Origin of the sequence: Pseudomonas crudilactis, assembly GCF_013433315.1 — a bacterium.
Taxonomy (GTDB): Bacteria; Pseudomonadota; Gammaproteobacteria; order Pseudomonadales; family Pseudomonadaceae; genus Aquipseudomonas; species Aquipseudomonas crudilactis.
This window is the reverse complement of the sequence record NZ_WXVV01000028.1, coordinates 56906-75591: the sequence shown is the minus strand read 5'-3', so window position 1 is coordinate 75591 and position 18686 is coordinate 56906. Positions and strand designations below refer to the sequence as shown.

Here is an 18686-nt window from a genome sequence, read left to right as displayed (position 1 = left end):
TTCCAATATACCGGTTGAACGCCGATCCTGCTGTCACTCAGCCAACGGAGTTTCAACATGAACGTATTACTGGTTTACGCCCACCCGGAACCAACATCCCTCAACGGCGCGCTGCGCGACTTTACCGTCCAGCGCCTGCAAGCCGCCGGCCACACCGTACAAGTCTCCGACCTGTATGCGATGAACTGGAAAGCCACCCCTGACGCCGATGATGCCCCGCAACGCGATGCGACGAAGCCGTTTCACGCCTCCCTCGACTCGAAGGTCGCCTACGCCGAAGGCACTCAATCCGCCGACATCGCTGGCGAACAGGAAAAACTGCTGTGGGCTGATGCACTGATCCTGCAGTTTCCACTGTGGTGGTTCACCATGCCGGCGATTCTCAAAGGCTGGGTCGATCGCGTGTATGCCTACGGCTTTGCCTACGGCGTCGGCGAGCACTCCGACAGCCGCTGGGGCGAGCGTTATGGCGAAGGCAAAATGAAAGGCAAACGGGCGATGTTGATGGTCACCACCGGTGGCTGGGAGTCGCATTACGCCCCGCGCGGGATCAACGGGCCAATCGATGATCTGCTGTTTCCGATCCAGCATGGCGTTCTCTACTACCCAGGTTTTGACGTGCTGCCGCCCTTCCTGACCTATCGTGTCAGCCGGATGGATGAAGCGCGGTTTACCGAGACGACTGAGGCGTTGGGCCAGCGTCTGGACGAGTTATGGAGTACACGGCCAATTGCATTTCGCCAGCAGAACGAGGGGGAATACGACATTCCTGCGTTGACCCTCAAGGATCACGTTGCACCGGATCTAGTGGGCTTCGCCGCCCACATCCGCTGACTTCATGCCTACCTTGTGGTGAGGGGGTTTATCCCCCCGCCACAATGGCTTTGGCAATCAACGTTCAAACGGACACCACCTTCGCCGTACGCACAAAAAGTGCATGGGCCTTGTCCCAGAAATTGCCACCCAGCACAAAGAAGCTGCCGATGAACATCAGATCCCCGAGCATCTGCATCTGCCACAGATTGGGCCGCAACCCCGGCCAGAAATTATCGAAATACGGTTCCAGAAACGACGACAGCAACGGCAGGCAAAACATCACCACGCCCACCCGATGCCGCAGTGGCGAGACTTCAGCGACAGGCGTCGGAAGCATCCCCGAGACATGTCGGCCAATGGTGCGTTTTAGCTCGGCAAACCCGGCCTTGCCCATCACTGCGATGACCACCAGCAACAGCACCTTGTTACTGATAAAGAGCACGCCGGTCAGCGCCGCGACTTTCGAACCGGGCACGTCGAGGGCGGCGGCCAGTGGCACCATCAGCCACGAGCCCAGCATCAGGCAAATGATCGCCACGCCAACCTTGAAGCGCCAGGTGGCAGCGGGGGTCGGTGTCAGCGGATCTTGGACAGTTTCCATGGTTTTATACCTGTTTGGGTGGGGTGCAGACGCCTGAAAAGCGTAGCAGCAGATTCACCTGAACAACTTGCAATTCGCCGTCTATGCTCCACTGATATTTGCGGGTCAGGGACATAACGCAATGCCTTCAACAACAGCCCTGCTGACGCGGCCCGGTTACCTGTTGTTGCTTGGCGCCTTGAGTGTCAGCAGCTGCGTACGCCTGGGGCCGGACTTCCAGGCGCCGGGCGAAGCGTGGAGCAAGCAGTGGAACAGCGCGGCACTGGAGCAGGCCAGCGAACGCGCTGCCCAACCGGATCTGCGCCAGTGGTGGCAGGTGTTTGCCGACCCGATACTCGACCGCCTGATCGCCGCCGCCGATGCGCATAACAGCAGCCTGAAAATCGCCGGCCTGCGGGTACTCGAAGCCCGTGCCCAACTGGGCATCGCCGAAAGCGGTCGCTACCCGCAACTGCAACAGGTCGGGGTCGACAGCCTGTATGTCGACCGTCATCAGTCGGGCGGCAGCAATCCACAGGATCTGCACTTCTGGCAGCACAGCGCCGCGTTCGATGTCGGTTGGGAGCTGGATTTCTGGGGCCGCTTCAGCCGTGCCATCGAATCCTCGGACGCCAGCTATTTCGCCGCACAGGCCAACTACGAGGACGCCCTCGTACTCCTGCGCGCGCAAGTCGCCGACACCTATTTCTCCCTGCGCACCACCGAGGCACGACTGCGCGTTGCCCGGGAAAATGCCGTGCAGCAAAAACGCAATTTCGAGATCACCGAAAAACTCTTCAACAGCGGCCAGACGGCCGAACTCGACCTGCAACAGGCGAAAACCCAATACCTCGGCACGCTGAGCAGCATTCCGGCCTTCGAGGATCAACTGTTGCGCACGCGCAATGCTCTGGCGGTGCTGGTTGGCCAGCCCCCCGGTGGCGCAGCATTGCTGGCCGAGCAAACCGGGCTGATCCCGCTGACGGATCGCGCCGTGCTGCAGGACGTCCCGGCCAACCTGCTGCTGCGCCGCCCGGACGTGCGTGCGGCAGAACTGAATGTCGCCGCGCAATCGGCGCTGGTCGGGGTCGCTGAAACCGATCTGTATCCGTCGCTGACCTTACTCGGCAGCATCGTCTGGTCAAGCGATACCCTCGGCGCCACTCCGCGCAGTTTCGACCTGATCGGCGGCCCGAGCCTGCGCTGGAACATCTTCGATTACGGGCGCATCCGCAACAACGTGCGGGTCCAGGACGCGCGTTTGCAGCAACTGATCGAGGCCTACCGCGACAAGGTTCGCCAGGCCGCACGCGAGGCTGACGATGCCGCCAGCGGCCTGAGCAAAGCGCTGGAGCGCGAACGCATTCTGCGTGAAGCCGAAGGTGCGGCGCGGCGCTCGCTGGTGCTCGCCAACACGCAATACCGCGAAGGCTATTCGGACTTTCAGCGGGTACTCGACGCGCAACGCGCACTGCTGGAATTGCAGGACAACTATCTGGTCAGCCGCAGCAACGCCGTGAGCAACCTGATCGCGCTGTACAAAGCCCTTGGTGGCGGTTGGCAAAGCAATGCCCCGCAGATCGATGAGCCAACACGGCAACAGATGCAACAACGCACTGATTGGGGCGACCTGCTCAGCGCGCCGCCCGCCCAACCGGCGTATCCCCTCCCATCGCAGGTAACCCGTCATGACTGAAGCCGCGCCACCCGCCCCGGCCCCCGCGCCTGCGCAACCCGATCCGGCAAAAAAAGGCATCCGCTGGGTGCTGTTGCTGATCGTACTGAGCCTGGCCTGGTACCTGCTCGCCGACCGCTACACGCCCTACACCCAGCAGGCGCGGGTCGGTGCGTTCGTGATTCCGGTGGCGGCGGAAGTTGCCGGTCGGGTGATCCGCGTCAACGTGCGCAATAATCAGGACGTCAAGGCGGGTGACATCCTCTTCGAACTCGATCCGCAGCCGCTGCAAATCGCTGTAGATCGCGCCAAAGCCGATCTGGAATCAACCCGTCGTCAGGTCGGCGCCAGCACCGCCGGTATCGCCTCGGCACAGGCTTCGTTGCGTGCCGCGCAAGCCAACGAACTCAAAGCGCGGCAGGACAATCAACGCCTTGAGGGCTTGTACCGACAGGATCCCGGCACCGTCTCCGTGCGCTTGCTGGAAGTGTCTCGGGCCAACCGCGAACAAGCTGTCGCCCAAGTCGCCGCCGCCCGTGCCGAGGTGCAACGCGCCCAGGAACAGGAAGGTGGCAACACCGAGACCAACGCGCAATTGCGCAGCGCCGCTTCGGCACTGGCCAAGGCCGAACTGGACCTGGCCAACACCCGCATCGGTGCGCGTTCGGCCGGATTGATCACTGACCTGCGCACCGACGTCGGCCAGTTCACTGCAGCCGGCAGCCCGGTGATGACCTTGATTGCCATCCACGACGTATGGATCAGCGCCGACCTCACCGAAAACAACCTTGGCCGTGTGCAACCCGGAACGCCGGTGGCCATCGTCCTCGACGCGTTGCCCGGCGCAGTACTTGATGGGCAGGTGCGCAGCGTCGGTTATGGCGTCAGCGTCGGCCAGACACCTGCGCCGGGCACGCTGCCAAGCATTCAGAACAGCCGCGACTGGTTACGGCCGGCGCAGCGTTTTCCGGTGATCATCGAGTTCACGCCAGAGGCAAAGAAACGCCTGATCGACAGTCGCGCGATCCGTGCTGGCGGCCAGGCTGAAGTCATGGCCTTTCCCAGCGAAGGCAATCCGCTCAATCCGCTGGGACGGCTGTTTGTTGGCTTGATGAGCTGGCTGTCTTTTGCCTATTGAGCGCAGCGTCCCGGCGCAAAGGGCCTTGCGCCTGGCGTTCGGCACCGCGCTGTGCACTGCCGCGAGTTATGCGCTGGCTTTGCCGCTGGCGTTTATCTCGCCGGTGTTGGCGGTGCTGCTGCTGGCCAGCCTGCCGCGGCCATTGCCGTTGAAAGGCGCGTTGGTGCTGGCGTTGGTCGCGGCGCTCACCACCAGCATCGGCCTGCTGCTGGTGCCACTGCTGCGTTATTACCCGGTGAGCGGCGTGCTGTTGATTGGCCTCGGTTTGTTTCTGGTGTTCCGCTTTGGTTTGCGCGGCGGCAACCCGCTGATCGTGACCTTTCTGGTGATCGGCATGACCATGATCTCCGCCGCCGGGTTCGCTGAATTCGATCTGGCGATAGCGGTGATTGGTGCGTTGGTCAAAGGCCTGTTGCTGGCAGTCGCGGTGGTTGGCGTCAGCCACGCATTATTCCCGGAACCGGCAAACAGCCCCGTCCCACCCAAGCCGCCCGCCATGCCCGCCGACGAGGTACCGCGCGTGGCCCTGCGCGCCACGCTGATCGTGCTGCCGACCTTTCTGCTGGCCCTGAGCGACCCGGCCAGTTACATGCCGATCATCCTCAAAGCCGTCAGCCTCGGCCAACAAAGCTCCACGACAAACACTCATCACGCGGGGCGCGAACTGGTCGGTTCGACCCTGCTCGCCGGCGTTTTGGCGGTGCTGGTGTGGTGCGGATTAAGCCTTTTCGTGCACTTGTGGATGTTCTTCCTGTGGATGTTGCTGATCGGGCTATGGCTGGCGCGCAAACTCTATCGCCTCAGCCCGACGCAATTCAGCCCGGGGTTCTGGCTCAACACCCTGATAACAATGATCATCCTGCTCGGTCAATCGGTGCAGGACAGCGCGGCAGGCAAAGACGTCTACACAGCATTTGCCGTGCGCATGGCCCTGTTTATCCTGGTAACGCTTTACGGCGTTTTGATGATGCACCTGCTCCATGGGCACAGAACCCGCCGTCAAGGCGTGACCTGATAGCCGCGCCCTTGCAAACACCCGGTGTAGGCACTGGAACTGGCCGCTGCATCGGTTTTGCTCTGCGCGCGCCGCTCTTGCCGCTGTCGAGAGCCACCGACTACCGCACCGGCCGCGGCGGTTTGCTGCGCACGGTTCTGTCGGTAATCCTGCTTGCGATCATCGTCGACGCGGTCGTAAACCTCGTCGTGTTGACGACCGCGGACTTCAGAACCTGCAGCTCCGGCGGCGGCACCGACAGCGGCGCCCTTGAGACGACCACCCGCCTGGGGTGTTGAAGTCGTTGAAGTCGAGGTGATGGAGTGGCAGTCGTTGATGTCGATCTGGGTTTGCTGCGAGGTCTGACCTTTGAGCGGGACGATGGATTCGGCGCTGGCTTGAGTGATGTACAGGGCAGCGATCATCAGCGCGATGGGCGTTAGGCGATTCATCGTTACCTCCGGCGGGGCCTGGGGTTGGCGGTGTTGCGGGGTAATGAGGGAGTGTAGTTCATGGTGTTGAATCAAGCGCCCCCCTCACCCTAGCCCTCTCCCGGAGGGAGAGGGAACTGATTGCGGGATATTCAAGTAGTACGCCGACGTGAAATTCCTTGCAGTGAATCCATAATCAATAAGGTCGTTCAGGTCGATGCATCGCGCAAAACACCACGGTCGGCTCCCTCTCCCTCCGGGAGAGGGCTGGGGTGAGGGGGATCGATTGAGCTGACACAATCCAAATCAGGAAGTTTCCCGCACCCGCCGCACCTGCACCAACAACGCCGGAGCAAAATGCAGCAGCACCATCCGCGCCAAATGATGGGTCAGAATAAACACCACATTCAGCCCTCCCGCGAACGCGACGATTGCAATCGTTTCGATCGCCCCCGGCATATACGCCAGCCACAGCGACAGCGGATCACTGTCCAACAACCGCGCCGCCACTTCAGCAAATGCCGCCGCCACCACGATCATCAACCCGACCGAGACCAGCGCCGTGCGACCATGCCGGCCCAACTCCTTGACGCCCAATCCCTGAAATCGCGAGCCGATGCGTACACCCAGAATCAGTGAAGCCAGATTCAAACTCCAATCCGGCATGTGGAAGCTGTGCAGCCATCCTGCTTTGACAAAAACCGCCGTGATGATGATCGCCGTGAGCATAAACGGCGCCGGTACGCCGATCACCAGCAGCAAGCGTCCAAGCACGACACTCAAGCCGATCACCGCAAACACGGTCAGTGCCATCCCGGTCGTCAACGGAGCGCTTTCAATCACCGCCACCGATGCCTGTCCCGGAATCAAAAAACTCACCAACACGGTGATCAGCAACAGCCGCATCAAGTGCACGATGATGACTTTGCTTGAGGCCTTTTCCGACTCCAGCAAATCGAAAACCGCTGCCAATGCGCCCGGGTATACCGCCAACAATGCATCAGTGCGATTCCACCCTGCCCCGCGCGTCAGCCACAGCGCAGCCAACGTAATCTGCACGATCAAGCACAGCAGCAATACGCCAAGGCTGGGCAACATGGCCGATGCCGTCGCGCTGTCCCACGCTTCGAACATCAGCCCCGTGGCGATGCCCAGCGCCACCTGTATGTAGCCCAGGCCATAAGGCGTCACGGGGGCGAAACCTGATTTAGTGGCGACCAATGCAGTGACAAGAATCGAGCCCAACAGCAAACCGTGAGGCACGCCGAGGGACTGCAACACCGCGCCAAACCCGGCGGCGATCAACAAACAGAGAATGGATTTCATAGATGCCTTCCTGGCAATTAAACTCGATCCCCTGTAGGAGCTGTCGAAGGCTGCGATCTTTTGATCTTGCTGTTAAAAAGATCAAAAGATCGCAGCCTTCGGCAGCTCCTACATGGGGATTGCGTAGTTTTATGAGCGCAACCGTCCAATCGCGCGACGGTATTTCTCGATCCGCTCAAGATCCTCCCAACTCGGCGAGGCAATCCGCGACAGGTCGCTGTTCTCTTCCAGATCCGCCAACTTGACCACTCGACCGATCGGGTTCTGTGCGGCGCGGTCGACGAAGTCTTCATAGGATTCGCCGGGCACTTTGGTCACCGACTCAATCGCCGTCAGCACGTCTTCGCTGAAGCCTTCCTTGCGCAAATCATCGAGGCTGATCCCACAATCCTCGACCACATCGTGCAGCACGGCGACGATGCGTTCTTCCAGCGTGCTCATGCGCAGCATGACTTTCAGCGGATGCAGAATGTACGGCGCACCACCCTTGTCGAGCTGCCCGGCGTGGGCGGCTGCGGCGATGGCAATAGCGCGTTCCAGTGTTTGAGTCATAGAAGTTTCCTCGGGTTAAACGCCGTAACGACCGCCGACGTGGACATTGCGTTTGAGCCAAGCGGCAATGGACTTCAAGCGACCGACTGGCTTCGCTGGCTCGGCGTGACGCTTGAGAATCATCGACACCAATGTCACTTGATCCACACCAGGATGTGCGTCAATCAACTCAGCGACCCAAGCACAATCAGACTTCTTCAAGTGCTCACGCCACTCACCGGGCCAGGCTTCCAGCTCATCCAGCGCCAACCAGCGCGCACCGCCCTGCCCACCATGCCCCCCGGCCGTCGATTGTTCGAAACAGAAAGGCGTGGCCGCTCGGGACAGGTCGATGTTGAAAATGTAGACGTCGTGGGTTGGGTGCTGCGACGTGGGGGCGTTGTTGCGACCGCCGATCTCGATCATGGGCAATATTCCAATCCTTGGGACGCTAGATGTGTCCGATTGTTTCCCACTCTGTGTGAACAGCGCAAATCAAAAACCTGATGGAACCTCCTTCTCCTGCGCAATCTCGAAACCATAAGCGCCCCATCATTGATCAGAACCGGCGCCATCGAAGAGGAAAGCCCGATGAACATTCGATTCCTGCTTCTGCTCGCCACGTTCTGTGTCATCCCCACCTGCGTCATGGCCGAAGGTTGCGACGTCGAGACCCGCTCCTCCAGCGCCTCCGTGCCCACCGTGTCCGGCCATAGCTGTTACGAATACGAGGGCATGCCCGTCAACTCCATCGACTGGTCGTGCAGCAACGAAAGCAAAGACATGGTCAACGCCGTCAAGAAAAAGGTCCAGCAGTGCGACGACCACTATCAAGCCACCTGCATCGCCACCCTCACTCAGGAATCCCTGGCAAACCCGCACTCCACCAGCAAGGATAAAAACGCCAAAGCGTTGAATATCCCGGATGGCGCGCAGGTGACCACGTATTACTACGGCGCGGAGAATCTGGGGCAGGCGAAGATTGATTGTGAAAGTGGCGGTGGGCATTGGAAGGCGAAGTAACGGCTGTTTAGCGGACATAAAAAGGGACACCGCTGGGTGTCCCTTTTTCGTGCATCAACACATTCATTGTGGTGAGGGAGCTTGCTCCCGCTGGGCTGCGGAGCAGCCCTAAATCAGCGCTTCATGGCTTCACACTGATTGCGCAGATCCCAATCGCCGATGCTCGCACAGCTACTGCCCTGCTTCGCTTCACAGAAGGCGCGCTGGTCACGATCCCCGATACCAGCGCATGAACCGCCTTTCTCCGCTTCGCAGGCCGTACGCAAATCGTAATTGTCGATGGAATAACAACTACTGCCCTTCTTGGCGTCGCAATAGGCGCGCTGGTTACGATCCTCGATACTTGCGCATGAACCACCCCTCTCCGCTTCGCAGGCCGTGCGTAAATCGTAATCGCCAATGGAATAACAGCTGCTGCCTTCCTGCGTGGCCTGGCAATAATTGCGTTTGTCAGGATCACTGATGCTGGCACAACTGGCGGAAACGTAACCGCTGAACATCAACAACATCGCAAGAATCAGCTTCATCTCACACTTCCTTGGGCTTACCAGGAAACAGCCTGGCACTGCTTGATCCGTTATCAATGAGCGTCGCGACACGCCATCAAATTGACATCGTTTTTAAGGAAAGTTCCAAACCGGATGAAAAGCCATGATTTGAGATTCGACCGAATTTGAAGTCTGAAAAACGCGTAGGAAAACACCCCTTGTGGTGAGGGGATTCATCCCCGATGGGTTGCGAAGCGGCCCCGAACCGGCGAGCTGAATTCTCCTGACACAACGTGGGCGCCGGATTACGACGACTGCGTCGCCGAGCGGGAGCAAGCTCCCTCGCCACAGGGGTGGGTTGGCGTCCTACAGGTCGGTTGTGGGTGCGGGAATTGCTGCCTAGAGTGGGGCTGTCGCTAACTTAAATTAGCGATAGGGTTTCGCAGCCCTTAAGATTGACACCTTGTTCCGTCAGGCTCGGCCGGCTTCCGGTTGTCTACGTTTTTATGGCGGTTGTGCGTGGGAGACCTCCGGGTCTGCCGGGTCATGGTGTTAATCCTCCGGTCTGCGAACCCGCGCATAGCTGCCACCCATTTGTTTCGCAGCAAACGGTGGCAATTCTTCTTTGCTAAGGATTAACGCCATGACAACGCTAAAGCCGCTCCACCACTACGCCCATATGTCCCACCCAGCCACCGACAACCCTGTCCTCCTCATCAACGCCGACGCCCCACTGCGCGAACTCCACGCCTGCCTCGCCGAACGCCTCAACGCCGTCCTCAAATACCTCGACCTCATCGCCTGCACCAGCTTCCGCAACTACGCGGAACACGACATCAACACCGTGACCAACATCGCAAGAATCATGGAGCAGGATGTGAGCGATGTGTTTCGGGTGATTGAGCAGCGGGGATTCGATTCATCGGAGCCCTCATAGGATTTCCCCACCTATTCTATCGATTAAAATGACTATAAAAATTCACACTGAGGTCGCTTTTGCAAGCCGACCTCACTAATTGAATACGACTGGCATTCATGTAACATAATGCATAGCATCTATACTAAAATCCAAGCCGAGATATGTGCATTTTTGCCAATGGGATAGAGTGAGTGACATGGGTCAGTCTGTATTAGTTTTTATTAGCCATTCTTCTGATGATAAAGAATCAATCGTCGAACCATTAGTTAGAGATTTAGAAGACTGTTATATAAACGTTTGGATCGACAAAAGAAAAATCTTCCCGGGAGACAATCTGAGAAAGTCAATATTTCGAGATGGCCTTGACAAAGCAGACGTCGCTTTAATATTTTTCACGGAGAACTCGTTAAAATCATCGTGGGTCGATAGAGAGATAAAGCACGTATTAAAAGACGAAACAAATAAAGGAAACAACTATGACCTTAAGAAAATAATATCAATATTTGATTCAGAGAAAACATATCAACAGATCAACAATCGTTACCCTGAACTCACAGACGACCTTTTACACCTAATGCCAAACGACTATAGCAAGATAGATCTAGGACAATTAGTCTCAGCAATATGGTCTAAATATTTAACACTGCAAGGAGGTGACACGGAAACTCAGCGACAGATTTTAGCGAAGGAAAAGGAAATCTTTCAGCGAGACAAAGAAATCCAATCATTAAAAAATTTAATCAATGAAGAAAAATCGAAAAACTCCAAATCCGGTCTGTTTAGTGAGTTTGATTCATATTTAAAATCTGGGAAAATTAACGACTTTATTAGCGAAAAAGACGAAATTTTAAAAGCAGGTTGGCTTGGTATTAAAAACGTTACAGAAGCCGCAAGCGCTCGAGCTTTTGGACTTATCGACCTAGATCAAAATGCCCCAGGGCGTGTTTATGTAACAGAAAAAGGGCGTGATTTTTTTAATTGGTACTTACTAAACCATGACTGACCATAAGAAAAAACACTGACGACGAAATAAAGTACAAAAACACACCACTCGACCGGTTTCCCGCCAACAAAATCTGAGATATTCCATGACGCATGATACTTGTCCCTTTCTCGTTATCTACGTGATTTGGCATCCTATATTTACTGGTGGCCCAGAAATTGCTGAAGTATTGCGCCAGCACTTTCGTCGAAACTTGTACGAGAATATCTCAGGCGGAGCAGGAATCAGCGTAATTTTCCGATCTGCCATTCTAACTGATACAGGAGTTCCCATATCAATCGATCTGGACGATGCCCACAGTACCGCTATTGTTGTATTAGCAGATGACTTTTTAAGTACTGACCCTGCATGGATCAAGTATGTTCAAGAACTAGCGATCCGAACTGACAAGAAAGGCCTTGCGGCGCGTATTTTTCCGGTATCAATTGACTCAAATGTACTCGCTCGTTTAAATATAGAAGAACAAGCTTTAAGGTGGGATCGATGGCTAGGTACAAAACCTGAGTTATTTCAATTGTTGACATCTTCGCTCACATATCAGTTTTGTAGAATGCTTCGACATTACTTAGAGCACCTAAGACATCCAACAGAAGAAGATGATGCACTTGAAGCTTATCTAAAAAAAGTTCAAATTTTTTTAAGCCACTCAAAACATGATGACAAAGGAGAGGAGATCGCTTATAAAATTCGCGACAGACTTCATGCCGGCAATGGCCTAGCAGGATTTTTTGATGTGCACGACATCCCTGCTGGATTAAAGTTTAATAAAGTTTTACTGCAGCAAGTAAGAGTAAGTGCTATGGTCGCAATTCACACTGACTCTTATTCATCACGAGAATGGTGCCGTCGCGAAATCATTGAAGCAAAACGCTGGAGCGTGCCTCTTGTGGTAGCCAATAGCCTAAACGACTTAGATGAACGAGGCTTCCCCTACATGGGGAATGTTCCTGTCGTACGGCTTGACCCTAATGAAAATCGTATCGACTTTGTAATCGGCCGATTACTAGATGAGGTATTGAAGGACTTTCTCTGGCGCTGCCAACTAATGCTTCTTCAAGACCCAGCCATTAATAATATATTTTTTGTGCCTCGCCCACCTGAGTTAATTTCCCTAGCAATTCTACCCCCTGAAATTGAGACCCCTAATCCTATAATAGTTTATCCCGACCCTCCCCTGAGCAAAGAGGAGCAGAGACTTTTCGAAGAAATCTGTCCTAGGGTTAAGTTGCTAAGTTTAAATGAATGGTTAGCGGGGGCGATCTAATGAATTACCAAGAACAGCTTGAAAGTTGCCGCATCGCAATTTCCGCGTCCGAAAGTGCAGACTTGCAAATTTTGGGTCTTAGCGATGCGCACTTGAAAGATGCGACAGTAGAAATCGCACGCCATATGCTTGCGCTTGGCGCAGGCATCGTATATGGCGGAGATCTGAGGAAAGAAGGTTTCACCGCTCTGCTCTTTGAATTAGTCGCTCGTCATAAACGTGACAGTCGAGACGGGTATGACCAAATCGGTATTTTCAGCTACCTAGCGTGGCCAGTACATTCTTCACTGGCAGTGGAAGAAATAGGAGAAATAACAGAGGAGCTTGCAGGCATCGCAGAGTTAATCCTATTAAATCGTATTGGCAGTCGCATACCAACCGAGGAGCGTATCAACGAACCACCGAAAGCATTTAATAACAATGAATGGTCAGAAGGGCTCACGAACATGCGCCGTACGATGACTATTGAATCACAAGCAAGAATTCTTCTAGGTGGACAAACAGTTAACTTCAAGGGTTGCATGCCTGGAATAGCGGAAGAGGCCTTGCTTTCTCTGCAAATGAAGCAACCACTTTTCTTAGTTGGTGGCTTTGGCGGATGCACACTTGATCTTGTAAAAATCTTAGGATTATACCCCCATACCGGCGCGCAGTATAACTGGCCGGGACATAAAGAATTTCAACATTTCACATCAAATAACCTAAACAACGGCCTCACAATAGAAGAGAATAAAATTTTAGCAAGAACGCCTCACACAAATCAGGCAGTAATTTTAATTATGCGCGGCCTCTTAAATATATTTAAGCACCCCCCAGAACCAACGACAACAATTTAATCAATTTCATTCAGACAAGCGATCGCGCAAACCCTGTAAAACTTTAACTCTACAGGGTTTTCTTACTATCAAACAAAAAATTACGCTGGATTATAATTCCGCATCCGCATTTCTCTACTCATGTCATAAGTACTTACCTCTCTAGAGTCATGCGCACAATCTATCAAGACACGCAAGTAATCGGGGTTTTCGGAAATCTTACTCCAATTTGTAATAGAAATATTACTCCCCCCTTTAAGCAAGCAGTCTATTATTCTTGGCGGCATGAACTCGTATCTACTCTCATATTCTTCACGAGACTTAACAGACATCCAATTTTCATACTGAGGATACAGAGCATCTTTGATTTTTTTCGATGGAGCGGTGAAGTAGCTAGACTCGCAATCAGGTGACAACAAAACCACAACACCTGAACGACCAAACTTACTGCCATTATACATGCTCGAATAAAGTTCCCAATCAACATGTTTTCTATACTGAGTTTCCCGCCCTACAATAAGAATCAAAACGGTTGACTCACTAAGATAACTTCGGCGTATTGTTTGCCTTATAATCTGAGGCTCAAGATTTTCATCAATATCCCCTACAGCAACAGAGCAATCAAAAAAAATCTCTGCCTCTGAATTCAGCGCTAATAAATCATCCTTCAACCACTGCTCATTTTTATGATGGTAACTTACGAAAACCCTTTTCACAAAGCCTCCTACAAAGAAATTAATTTTGACCAGAAACTATTTTATACATTTTCTCTCTATAACCGATCAGCCTGTTATTTACAGACATAATATCTGCCTCAAGATCAGTGATATGTGGATATTTCCTCTGAATATCCTGAGGTTCTAGATCCAGATTACCCTGCTGGCTTGCCTGTGTATCATGCCATCGGCGATATCTAGCGTGCCACTTTGTCAGGTGTGGCCTTAGACCTAGATTAAGAACATCTATAGAAAGCCGAATAATTCTCTCCGTTTCCTTTCGCTGAAACTTTGAAACAGGAACATCCTTTATTAACTCTCTAGTTACAGAAAAAAAACTGTACCACGAATCATAAATCTCATAAACAACATCATTCTCCAAATCTATCTGAAGCCCTATTTTCCTAGTACTTAACTCCACCCATATTTTATATGCTATCTGCCTATCAACACTATTAGGCTTCAGCTTTATCTTTTGCTCGCCAATTCCAAATTCCGCCTCATCTATTTCAAAGTCGCGTAAATTCCAATTCCCTCCGAAATGCCGAAAACAAAAAACTATCAACACGAGAACGATTCCCCCCCCTAAGATCCAAGGAGAAATTTCCATAGTTAATTGAAAATCTGAATCCACCAACAACTTCAAAAGTGATGCGGAGGCCTTTGCTTCTTGCAAGTTCATTTGCTCCATATTTAACACATCAACGAATACATAAATTTAAACTCAAGCGCGGAAAGCGTTCGCAACAAACGTCTTCGCCGATACCCCCCCCCCCCAACAAACCACGCAATGATGGCACAAAAACATCACAAAATAAATTATCAAAAAGACGGAAATACAGGTGTTTCTGGACACGAAAAAGCCGCATCTCTGCGGCTTTTTTGGGCCTTACTTATGCATCAGATATTTTATAGTCGCCGCCCTTGTCAAAAATTCGCCGGCGTATTCGCACTAATAATCTCAGCCTCATCCGCCCCGATATTGCGGAACTTATGCGGCAGCGTCGTCGGAAAGTAATACCCATCCCCCGCATTCAACACACTCACCGACCCATCCACGGTCAACTCCACGGTGCCACGGGTGACAAGTCCGCACTCCTCGCCCTCGGCGTGAACGATCGGCTCTTCCCCGGAGCTCGCGCCCGGTGCGTATTGCTCGCGCAGCAAGCGCATCTGGCGGCTTGGTACCGAGGCGCCGATCAGCAGCAGGCGCAAACCATGGCGGCCCAGATCAGGCTGTTCATTGGCGCGGAAGACGTATTGGTGTTCGCGCGGGGGCTGGTCGAAGGTGAAGAAGTCGGCCAGGGACATCGGTATGCCTTCGAGCAGCTTTTTCAGGGAACTGACGGAGGGGCTGACGCGATTCTGTTCGATCAGGGAGATGGTGGCATTGGTCACGCCGCTACGCCGGGCCAGCTCGCGCTGGGAGAGTTTGTAGCTTTCGCGTACTAGTTTGAGTCGAGAACCCGTATCCATGACAGCCTTATGTGAGTAGTACTTAAGGGCAATGGGGGTGGGTGGCGGGTGCCGCGCGAGGGGCGCGGATCACGTTGCTCCCGTGTCCCGGAACCGTGAAAGGCGGCTATTAAATCACGTTTGCCGGTGTTGCTCAGCAGGTTCGATGGACGGTGGGGTAAAAGTCCTTCTTGCCATGGTGATGCAATCCTGTAGGCCTTCGCCTGCTCGCGACTCGGTGGCACATTCAACATTATTTTTGACTGGATGACCGCCTTCGCGAGCAAGCTCGCTCCCACAGGGTTTGTGGTGTTTCTGTGGGAGGGGTGGTGGCTGGGCTGGCCTCATCGCGAGCAGGCTCACTCCTACATTTTGATCTTTGGTGTTTCAGTCGGATTGATGTTGCATGTACTGGCAGGTAAAAAACCGGCGGGGTCTTGGGCCGCCGCCGGGGAGGTAACTTAAATGCCGAAGCGGTCGCGCAGCGAATAGTAGACGGCGCCGAGGGCGGTGAGCGGTGCGGAGAAGGTGCGGCCGCCGAGCATTGGCATGTGTGGCAGCGATGCGAAAGCATCGAAACGTTCGGCGTCGCCACGGATCATTTCCGCGATCAGCTTGCCGGCGAGGTGCGAGCAGGTGACGCCGTGGCCGCTGTAGCCTTGCATGTAGTAGGCGTTCTTTTCGATGCGACCGAATTGCGGCATGCGTGACATGGTCAGCAGGAAGTTGCCGGTCCAGCGGTAGTCGATCTTGACGTCTTTGAGCTGCGGGAAGGTCTTGAGGATCTTCGGGCGGATCAGTTGTTCGATGTCGTCCGGTTCGCGTGCGCCGTAGACCACGCCGCCGCCGTACAGCAGACGGTTGTCGGCAGTCAGACGGTAGTAGTCCAGCAGGTAGTTGCAGTCTTCGACGCAGTAGTTGTTGGTGATCAGGCTGCGCGCCTGTTTCTCGGTCAACGGTTCGGTGACGACGATCTGCGAGCCGCACGGCATGCTTTTCGCGGTCACGCGGTTGTCGAGACCTTGCGGCAGGTAGGCATTGCCGGCGATCAGCAGGTACTTGGCGCGGACCTGACCTTTGGCGGTGCGCACCACGTTGGGCTCGCCGTATTTGATTTCCACAGCAGCGGACTGCTCGTAGATTTTGCCGCCCAAACGCGTAATCGCCGCAGCTTCACCGAGGGCCAGGTTCAGCGGGTGAACGTGGCCGCCCTGCATGTCGAGCAGGCCGCCGACGTATGCATCGGAGCCGACTTCACGACGAATCTCAGCCGCGTCGAGCATCTTCAGATTGCGGTTGCCGTAACGTTCCCAGCCACGCTTCTGCTCAGCCAGACCGTTGAGTTGTTTCTTGTTCATCGCTGCGAAGATACCGCCCGGGCGGTAGTCGCATTGGATGTCGTATTCCCTGATGCGCGAACGGATGATGTCGGCGCCTTCGAAGATCATGCTGCCGAGAATTTCTGCAGTCTTGTCGCCGTAGCGCTCTTCGATCACGTCGACGTCGCGACTGTACGAGTTGACCAGTTGACCACCGTTGCGACCGCTGGCGCCGTAGCCGACTTTCGCCGCTTCCAGCACCGTCACTTTATAGCCGGCTTCGGTGAGGAACAGCGCCGAGGACAGGCCGGTGTAACCGGCGCCGATGATGCAGACATCGCACTCGACCGACTCTTCCAGAACCGGAAAGTCGATGACTTCATTGCGGGTGGCGGCGTAGTAGCTGTTTACGTGTTGCTGTTTCATACGTTTCTCCGAGGGCCGCCAATAAACGGCGACCACCGCTGTAATAGAGTCAGAGCTTGATCCAGGTCGCTTTCAGCTCGGTGTACTTGTCGAACGCGTGCAGCGATTTGTCGCGACCGTTGCCCGACTGTTTGAAGCCACCGAACGGTGCGGTCATGTCGCCGCCGTCGTACTGGTTGACCCAGACGCTGCCGGCACGCAGGCCACGGGCGAAGGTGTGCGCCTTGCTGAGGTTGCTGGTCCATACACCGGCGGCGAGGCCGAAGATGCTGTCGTTGGCGATCTGCAGCGCTTCTTCAGCGGTGTCGAAGGTGATCAGCGACAGCACCGGGCCGAAGATTTCTTCCTGAGCAATGGTCATCGCGTTGGTCACGCCGTCGAACAGCGCCGGTTGCACATACAGGCCGCCGGTTTCTTCGAGGGTGCGTTGGCCGCCGGCGATCAGTTCGGCGCCCTGCTCGCGACCGATGCTGATGTAGCGCAGCACGTTGTCGAGTTGACGCTGATCGACCACGGCACCGACGGTGGTGGCTGGATCGAGTGAATGACCCGGTTTCCATGCTTGCAGCGCTTCCACCAACAGCGGAATGAATTGCTCGCGGATCGAACGCTCGACCAGCAAGCGCGAACCCGCAGTGCAGACTTCGCCCTGGTTGAAGGCAATGGCGCCGGCCGCTGCTTGTGCTGCCGCGCGCAAGTCCGGAGCGTCGGCAAACACCACGTTCGGGCTCTTGCCCCCTGCTTCGAGCCAGACGCGTTTCATGTTGCTTTGGCCTGCATAAATCATCAGTTGCTTGGCGATCGCCGTGGAGCCAGTGAAGGCCAGCACGTCGACGTCCATGTGCAACGCCAACGCTTTGCCGACGGTGTGGCCGAAGCCTGGCAGCACGTTGAACACGCCTTTCGGAATGCCGGCATCCAGCGCAAGTTGAGCGATGCGGATTGCAGTCAGCGGCGATTTTTCCGAAGGTTTCAGAATAAACGAATTGCCCGCCGCCAGTGCTGGAGCGAATTTCCAGCTGGCCATGATCAACGGGAAGTTCCACGGCACGATGGCCGCGACCACGCCGGAAGGCTCGCGAGTGACGAGGCCGAGTTGATCATGCGGTGTGGCGGCGACTTCGTCGTAGATCTTGTCGATGGCTTCGGCGCTCCAGCGGATCGCGTTGGCGGTCGCCGGGATATCGATGCTCATCGAATCGCTGATCGGTTTACCCATGTCGAGGGTTTCCAGCAGCGCCAGTTCTTCCTGGTTCTGCAGGATCAGATCGGCGAAGCGAATCAGGATGCGTTTGCGCTCGGCCGGGGCTTTTTTCGCCCACACGCCAGATTCAAAAGACTGGCGCGCGACTTCAACGGCGAGGTTGGCGTCGGCTTCATCGGTGCTGGCCACGGAGGCGAGGAAACGGCCGTCGACGGGGCTCAGGCATTCGAAGGTATCGCCACTGATGGCCGGGCGGTATTCACCGTTGATGAATGCGCGGGCTTCGATGGTCAGGGACTGGAAGCGTTGTTCCCAGTCGTTGCGGGTCGTTGTCATTGTTGTGGCTCGACAAGGGGGGAATTGGGGGTGTTGTCTGGCTGCGATGTCTGGCTTGAGATGGCTGCCCTCACCCTAGCCCTCTCCCAGGGGTAGAGGGGACCGATTGGGGGATGCTCAGAATCTCCGCCGACCTGAAAAATCTTTGCCGAATCCATAATCGGCTGGATCGTTCAGGTTGCCGGATATCTCAAGACAACCCGGTCAGTCCCCTCTCCCTCCGGGAG

Annotated in this window: 20 protein-coding genes; 9 read left to right on the top strand and 11 right to left on the bottom strand. The window is 55.2% G+C overall.

Features of this window, described 5'->3' with window-relative positions; all coding sequences use genetic code 11:
- The first annotated feature begins 57 nt into the window (after positions 1-57).
- Positions 58-834 (top strand): NAD(P)H-dependent oxidoreductase, encoded by a 777-nt coding sequence (locus GTU76_RS25660; protein WP_180699913.1) that lies wholly within the window; start codon positions 58-60, stop codon positions 832-834.
- A 64-nt stretch (positions 835-898) separates the two neighbouring features.
- On the opposite strand, the gene GTU76_RS25655 is transcribed toward GTU76_RS25660, so the two are convergent.
- Positions 899-1417, bottom strand: a complete 519-nt coding sequence (locus tag GTU76_RS25655; protein ID WP_016982834.1) for a transporter suffix domain-containing protein — start codon at positions 1415-1417, stop codon at positions 899-901.
- A 121-nt stretch (positions 1418-1538) separates the two neighbouring features.
- Here GTU76_RS25655 and GTU76_RS25650 point away from each other — a divergent pair, with 121 nt between their 5' ends.
- From GTU76_RS25650 to GTU76_RS25640, 3 genes are read left to right on the top strand one after another with little or no spacing between them, the layout of a single operon-like run.
- The gene (locus tag GTU76_RS25650; protein ID WP_246376149.1) at positions 1539-3092 is read left to right on the top strand and encodes an efflux transporter outer membrane subunit; all 1554 of its coding nucleotides are present in this window, start codon (positions 1539-1541) and stop codon (positions 3090-3092) included.
- Positions 3085-4209: an HlyD family secretion protein gene (locus GTU76_RS25645; protein WP_180699912.1), complete on the top strand. Its 1125-nt coding sequence runs from the start codon at positions 3085-3087 to the stop codon at positions 4207-4209. Before GTU76_RS25650 ends, GTU76_RS25645 begins: the two co-directional genes overlap by 8 nt.
- Positions 4199-5224 (top strand): DUF2955 domain-containing protein, encoded by a 1026-nt coding sequence (locus tag GTU76_RS25640; protein ID WP_180699911.1) that lies wholly within the window; start codon positions 4199-4201, stop codon positions 5222-5224. The genes GTU76_RS25645 and GTU76_RS25640 overlap by 11 nt, the downstream gene beginning before the upstream one ends.
- On the opposite strand, the gene GTU76_RS25635 is transcribed toward GTU76_RS25640, so the two are convergent.
- From GTU76_RS25635 to GTU76_RS25620, 4 genes are all read right to left on the bottom strand, one after another.
- A complete protein-coding gene (locus GTU76_RS25635; RefSeq protein ID WP_016987698.1) occupies positions 5209-5655 on the bottom strand; it encodes a YMGG-like glycine zipper-containing protein in 447 nt (148 codons plus the stop codon). The two genes, GTU76_RS25640 and GTU76_RS25635, sit on opposite strands and share 16 nt — an antisense overlap.
- A 285-nt stretch (positions 5656-5940) precedes the next feature.
- Positions 5941-6960: an AbrB family transcriptional regulator gene (locus GTU76_RS25630; protein ID WP_016987697.1), complete on the bottom strand. Its 1020-nt coding sequence runs from the start codon at positions 6958-6960 to the stop codon at positions 5941-5943.
- A gap of 129 nt (positions 6961-7089) precedes the next feature.
- On the bottom strand, positions 7090-7512 hold the full coding sequence (locus GTU76_RS25625; protein ID WP_016987696.1) for an HD domain-containing protein: 423 nt from the start codon (positions 7510-7512) through the stop codon (positions 7090-7092).
- 15 nt (positions 7513-7527) lie between these two features.
- Positions 7528-7917 carry a hypothetical protein gene (locus tag GTU76_RS25620; protein ID WP_016987695.1) on the bottom strand — a complete coding sequence of 130 codons (390 nt, stop codon included), beginning with the start codon at positions 7915-7917 and terminating at the stop codon, positions 7528-7530.
- Positions 7918-8082: 165 nt separating this feature from the next.
- Here GTU76_RS25620 and GTU76_RS25615 point away from each other — a divergent pair, with 165 nt between their 5' ends.
- Positions 8083-8514, top strand: coding sequence for a hypothetical protein (locus GTU76_RS25615; RefSeq protein ID WP_016987694.1), 432 nt, complete (start codon positions 8083-8085; stop codon positions 8512-8514).
- A 113-nt stretch (positions 8515-8627) separates the two neighbouring features.
- Here the strand turns inward: GTU76_RS25615 and GTU76_RS25610 are convergent, their stop codons facing one another.
- Positions 8628-9041, bottom strand: a complete 414-nt coding sequence (locus GTU76_RS25610; protein ID WP_016987693.1) for a hypothetical protein — start codon at positions 9039-9041, stop codon at positions 8628-8630.
- Between the two features lie 604 nt (positions 9042-9645).
- On the opposite strand from GTU76_RS25610, the gene GTU76_RS25605 reads away from it, so the two are divergent.
- The 4 genes from GTU76_RS25605 to GTU76_RS25590 all read left to right on the top strand — a co-directional run bounded on the left by GTU76_RS25605 (position 9646) and on the right by GTU76_RS25590 (position 13024).
- Complete coding sequence (locus GTU76_RS25605; RefSeq protein ID WP_180699910.1) at positions 9646-9939, top strand: fructose-bisphosphate aldolase; 294 nt, start codon at positions 9646-9648, stop codon at positions 9937-9939.
- A 178-nt stretch (positions 9940-10117) separates the two neighbouring features.
- Positions 10118-10924: a toll/interleukin-1 receptor domain-containing protein gene (locus tag GTU76_RS25600; protein ID WP_180699909.1), complete on the top strand. Its 807-nt coding sequence runs from the start codon at positions 10118-10120 to the stop codon at positions 10922-10924.
- 85 nt (positions 10925-11009) lie between these two features.
- Positions 11010-12188 carry a toll/interleukin-1 receptor domain-containing protein gene (locus GTU76_RS25595; RefSeq protein WP_180699908.1) on the top strand — a complete coding sequence of 393 codons (1179 nt, stop codon included), beginning with the start codon at positions 11010-11012 and terminating at the stop codon, positions 12186-12188.
- Entirely contained in the window at positions 12188-13024 is an 837-nt protein-coding gene (locus GTU76_RS25590) for a hypothetical protein (RefSeq protein WP_180699907.1), read from the top strand. Before GTU76_RS25595 ends, GTU76_RS25590 begins: the two co-directional genes overlap by 1 nt.
- Before the next feature lie 80 nt (positions 13025-13104).
- Here GTU76_RS25590 and GTU76_RS25585 read toward each other — a convergent pair whose 3' ends face one another.
- From GTU76_RS25585 to GTU76_RS25565, 5 genes are all read right to left on the bottom strand, one after another.
- The gene (locus tag GTU76_RS25585; protein WP_180699906.1) at positions 13105-13719 is read right to left on the bottom strand and encodes a TIR domain-containing protein; all 615 of its coding nucleotides are present in this window, start codon (positions 13717-13719) and stop codon (positions 13105-13107) included.
- A gap of 19 nt (positions 13720-13738) precedes the next feature.
- A complete protein-coding gene (locus GTU76_RS25580) occupies positions 13739-14401 on the bottom strand; it encodes a hypothetical protein (protein WP_180699905.1) in 663 nt (220 codons plus the stop codon).
- A 245-nt stretch (positions 14402-14646) separates the two neighbouring features.
- On the bottom strand, positions 14647-15195 hold the full coding sequence (locus GTU76_RS25575; RefSeq protein ID WP_007950154.1) for a cupin domain-containing protein: 549 nt from the start codon (positions 15193-15195) through the stop codon (positions 14647-14649).
- Between the two features lie 440 nt (positions 15196-15635).
- On the bottom strand, positions 15636-16919 hold the full coding sequence (locus GTU76_RS25570; protein ID WP_180699904.1) for an NAD(P)/FAD-dependent oxidoreductase: 1284 nt from the start codon (positions 16917-16919) through the stop codon (positions 15636-15638).
- A gap of 49 nt (positions 16920-16968) precedes the next feature.
- The gene (locus tag GTU76_RS25565; RefSeq protein WP_064389317.1) at positions 16969-18459 is read right to left on the bottom strand and encodes an aldehyde dehydrogenase; all 1491 of its coding nucleotides are present in this window, start codon (positions 18457-18459) and stop codon (positions 16969-16971) included.
- Between the last annotated feature and the right edge of the window lie 227 nt (positions 18460-18686).

Excerpts from the sequence above, each read along its gene's own strand:
- GTU76_RS25660 (WP_180699913.1), top strand. The coding sequence starts at position 58 with ATGAACGTATTACTGGTTTACGCCCACCCGGAACCAACATCCCTCAAC.
- GTU76_RS25655 (WP_016982834.1), bottom strand. The coding sequence starts at position 1,417 with ATGGAAACTGTCCAAGATCCGCTGACACCGACCCCCGCTGCCACCTGG.
- GTU76_RS25650 (WP_246376149.1), top strand. The coding sequence starts at position 1,539 with ATGCCTTCAACAACAGCCCTGCTGACGCGGCCCGGTTACCTGTTGTTG.
- GTU76_RS25645 (WP_180699912.1), top strand. The coding sequence starts at position 3,085 with ATGACTGAAGCCGCGCCACCCGCCCCGGCCCCCGCGCCTGCGCAACCC.
- GTU76_RS25635 (WP_016987698.1), bottom strand. The coding sequence starts at position 5,655 with ATGAATCGCCTAACGCCCATCGCGCTGATGATCGCTGCCCTGTACATC.
- GTU76_RS25630 (WP_016987697.1), bottom strand. The coding sequence starts at position 6,960 with ATGAAATCCATTCTCTGTTTGTTGATCGCCGCCGGGTTTGGCGCGGTG.
- GTU76_RS25625 (WP_016987696.1), bottom strand. The coding sequence starts at position 7,512 with ATGACTCAAACACTGGAACGCGCTATTGCCATCGCCGCAGCCGCCCAC.
- GTU76_RS25620 (WP_016987695.1), bottom strand. The coding sequence starts at position 7,917 with ATGATCGAGATCGGCGGTCGCAACAACGCCCCCACGTCGCAGCACCCA.
- GTU76_RS25615 (WP_016987694.1), top strand. The coding sequence starts at position 8,083 with ATGAACATTCGATTCCTGCTTCTGCTCGCCACGTTCTGTGTCATCCCC.
- GTU76_RS25610 (WP_016987693.1), bottom strand. The coding sequence starts at position 9,041 with ATGAAGCTGATTCTTGCGATGTTGTTGATGTTCAGCGGTTACGTTTCC.
- GTU76_RS25605 (WP_180699910.1), top strand. The coding sequence starts at position 9,646 with ATGACAACGCTAAAGCCGCTCCACCACTACGCCCATATGTCCCACCCA.
- GTU76_RS25600 (WP_180699909.1), top strand. The coding sequence starts at position 10,118 with ATGGGTCAGTCTGTATTAGTTTTTATTAGCCATTCTTCTGATGATAAA.
- GTU76_RS25595 (WP_180699908.1), top strand. The coding sequence starts at position 11,010 with ATGACGCATGATACTTGTCCCTTTCTCGTTATCTACGTGATTTGGCAT.
- GTU76_RS25590 (WP_180699907.1), top strand. The coding sequence starts at position 12,188 with ATGAATTACCAAGAACAGCTTGAAAGTTGCCGCATCGCAATTTCCGCG.
- GTU76_RS25580 (WP_180699905.1), bottom strand. The coding sequence starts at position 14,401 with ATGAACTTGCAAGAAGCAAAGGCCTCCGCATCACTTTTGAAGTTGTTG.
- GTU76_RS25575 (WP_007950154.1), bottom strand. The coding sequence starts at position 15,195 with ATGGATACGGGTTCTCGACTCAAACTAGTACGCGAAAGCTACAAACTC.
- GTU76_RS25570 (WP_180699904.1), bottom strand. The coding sequence starts at position 16,919 with ATGAAACAGCAACACGTAAACAGCTACTACGCCGCCACCCGCAATGAA.
- GTU76_RS25565 (WP_064389317.1), bottom strand. The coding sequence starts at position 18,459 with ATGACAACGACCCGCAACGACTGGGAACAACGCTTCCAGTCCCTGACC.